Below are 2,954 nucleotides of genomic sequence, written 5' to 3'. Positions count from 1 at the left end.
AGGGCTACACACGCGCCGCCCGCGACCCAGGCGGCGATCTGACTCACCGCATCCGGCTCATTTGCCAGAACCGTCTGCTCGTATTGCTTGAACAGCGCCTGATAGTCGGCCAGGCTTTTCAAATCCTTACGGGCGTCAGACGCTATGCCCAACTGCGGCAGGTGCTCATAGCGGATGTCCAGTTCGGCGCAGGCATGCGAAAGCGTCTTCTTGGAGAACCCGAACTTGCGGCTCAGGGGGTTCTTGCGGACATCGCACAGGACCGAGACGCCGGCCTTCAGCAACGTGTTGAGGTACCCTTCCAGACTGCGCCCCTCATAGCCGATCGAGGCGAGCCCGGCCACAGCCCGTCCGGGCTTGGCCCGGGCAATCGCCGCCAGCGCCGCGGAATCGCCCTGCAGCACATCGCCCGCGATACGGCTGCGCGTCGCCCAGTAGGGGTGCGACCGGTACGTGCTGGCGATCAGCGCGTCGCCCCGCAGACCCCGGCGGCGTTCGCTAAACAGATCAACCTTGCGGGCCGTCTCGGCAGGGGTACGTGACTCTCCTGCGCCGGACTCGGTCAGTTGCCAATCCTCGCCTTCGGCCAGAAACCCTTTCTGCGTCAGCTTGGCCTTGTCCGCAACCGCAGTGAACGAATAGGCGCCCTTCTTGAAAGGGACAAACTCATAGCTGGGTGCCTGCTCGCATGTCTGGGTATAAAGGAAAAGGAGCTTTTGGAGGTCGACTCGGTTGAGTTTTCCCCCGTTCGCGGCCACCAAGGCGAGCAACAGACGTTGTCGTTCAAAAAGCATGCTTTCAGTGTATTCGATCACAGCGGAAAGGGCGAGCGGAATCATCAGTCGCAACGGCGCGAACCGGCATTCACGGGGTTCAACGGGGTTTGACATCCGACCCGGAGTGTGCGAAACTTAAACCCTCATCGACCGTTCCGGTTTCGGATGTCAGTGTCGAAGGAGATGGGGACGCCGTCTGAGCGTCCCTTCTTTTTTTCTACAGGCTGCGTATCATTTCCCAGTGGCCCGTTTTTCGTGCACCGACGCGCCTGATGATACCGGCCTCCTGGAGAGATTTAAGAGCACGTTTGATTGTCCGGTCTGTCACACCCAGCGTGAGCGCGAGTTTCTCGATGGTAGCTTTCGGGTTGGCCCGCAATAATATACAGACCTTCTCTGCCAGTGGGTTTATCGGGACATTTATTGGGACATTTATTGGGACACCAGTGGCGTTTTTCAGCATCGAGTCTTTTGTTTTCTGCGTCTCGGTGGCGAGGTCAACATACTTGTAGAGCGAGTTCTCAATGGCATCGAGCATGAAATCGATGAACGGGCGGCAGTCCACACCGTCGCGATGGGACTCCTGAAGGGCTTTGTAGTAGAGTGCCTGATTGTAATGGACAAGGGTTTCGATGGGCATCCAGGCGAAAAGCGGATTCCATTTTGAGAGAATAACCGTTTGCCAGAGGCGTCCGATTCTACCGTTGCCGTCGCGGAAAGGGTGTATGTGCTCGATCATGTAATGGACGGCGGAGCTTTTGATGAGCGGGTGCGCCTCGGAGGTCTCCCCCCATCGCAAAAGCTGTTCGACGAGAACGGGCACTTTTTTCGGCGGCGCGCCCCGGTGCATGATAACGCCGTCACCCCGAACGACAGCGACGCCGACGGAACGGAATTGCCCGGACTCGCCGACCAGCGTTTGAGTCATGGAGGCGTGCGCCCTCAGCAGGTCTTGGACAAGCCATGGAGAATAGCCGCCCATCTCATCGTAAGCCTGCCACGCATTCTGGACCTCCGTGATGTCCTTTGCCGGTCCCCAGACCGGTTTGCCGTTGATCACGTCCGTCACCTGCTCGACCGTGAGCCTGTTGCCCTCAATGGCGGTTGAGGCGTGAATCGACAGGATCCGGTTGAGTTTTCGCAAACGGAGCACATCGCCGGATTGCTCCTCGCTCATCTTGACCCGCTCAAGCAAGGCATGGATGCCGCCGATTCTCTCGTGCCACTGGGGCGATTCCGTGAAGAAGTTCGTGAGTTTCATAATCAGTCCTATCTCCCCATGCTTATGGGATATTGGCAAAAGGCGCGTCCAGAAACGGGAGCGCGGGCGTCCCGCCCGCTGATGCGGCCGAAGACCCGCTCGCCCACCCTCTGCCGCTCATCGGGCACGGCCGCGCCACCCGGTCCTTCGTGATTCCTTCATTCTCATTTGCTCGGGCCATCCTTCGCAATGGTCATCTCGACAATTCCCCAGCCTCCCTGATCGCTCTCGCTGAAATACTCCTGCCACTCTTCCGGCGGGTCCGCCTTCCAGTCCACAGGGCCGCTCTTGTAGATGATCTTGAGCATGGTGTCGAGCGGGTCTGCCACCGCAACGCCCAACTCCCCTTTGAAGGCGCAGAAGGCAGCGAAGGAATCAGAGAAGCTCGGAAACCATGTGCGCCGGAAGTCATGATCTCTGTACCTAGCCAACTGTGCGGCACGAAATACCACGGGATCAGGCGATTTCTGCTCAGACACACTCTTTCGATGCAAAACCAGATTCGCCATCAACCGTCCGGTTTTGGAGAGATGGGTCCAAATGATGGGATGCCAGAGGTCAGCGTAATACCGGTTGCCGAAACGGAACGCGATATTATAGAGGTCACGCTGGAAGGCGTGCTGGTGTGGCGGTATGGCGCATCTGCCATTGGCATCGGCAATCTTGACTTGAAGAATGACCATGCGCCGACGCGTTACTTTACGGCCGATTTTTTCCTTCACAACAAATAAGATGTCGCCCAGCTCTGTCTTGACCTTCCCTTCAATGGTGGGCGGCTCCACAAAAAACGCAAAGGGACGCTGATGGATGAACTTGGAGCGGATGGTGACCTGGCCTCCGTCAAAAGCACCTTTGATCACACCCACCTTCTCTGTGAACTGCCGCACGATTGATGGCTCGGTTGAGTTCGAGGCGAT

2 protein-coding genes are annotated in these 2,954 nt (G+C 58.0%); both read right to left on the bottom strand.

Annotation, left to right across the window (positions count from 1 at the left end; genetic code table 11):
• Positions 1–890 (bottom strand): DUF488 domain-containing protein (locus FJ222_12520; protein ID MBM4165246.1); only part of this gene is annotated, 890 nt, incomplete at its 3' end.
• A 103-nt stretch (positions 891–993) separates the two neighbouring features.
• Positions 994–2,037 carry a Fic family protein gene (locus FJ222_12515; GenBank protein ID MBM4165245.1) on the bottom strand — a complete coding sequence of 348 codons (1,044 nt, stop codon included), beginning with the start codon at positions 2,035–2,037 and terminating at the stop codon, positions 994–996.
• Positions 2,038–2,954 lie beyond the last annotated feature (917 nt).

This window comes from Lentisphaerota bacterium (assembly GCA_016873675.1).
Lineage (GTDB): Bacteria > Verrucomicrobiota > Kiritimatiellia > RFP12 > JAAYNR01 > VGWG01.
Note: the sequence above shows the minus strand (reverse complement) of the source record. Positions and strands in the feature narration are given on the sequence as shown.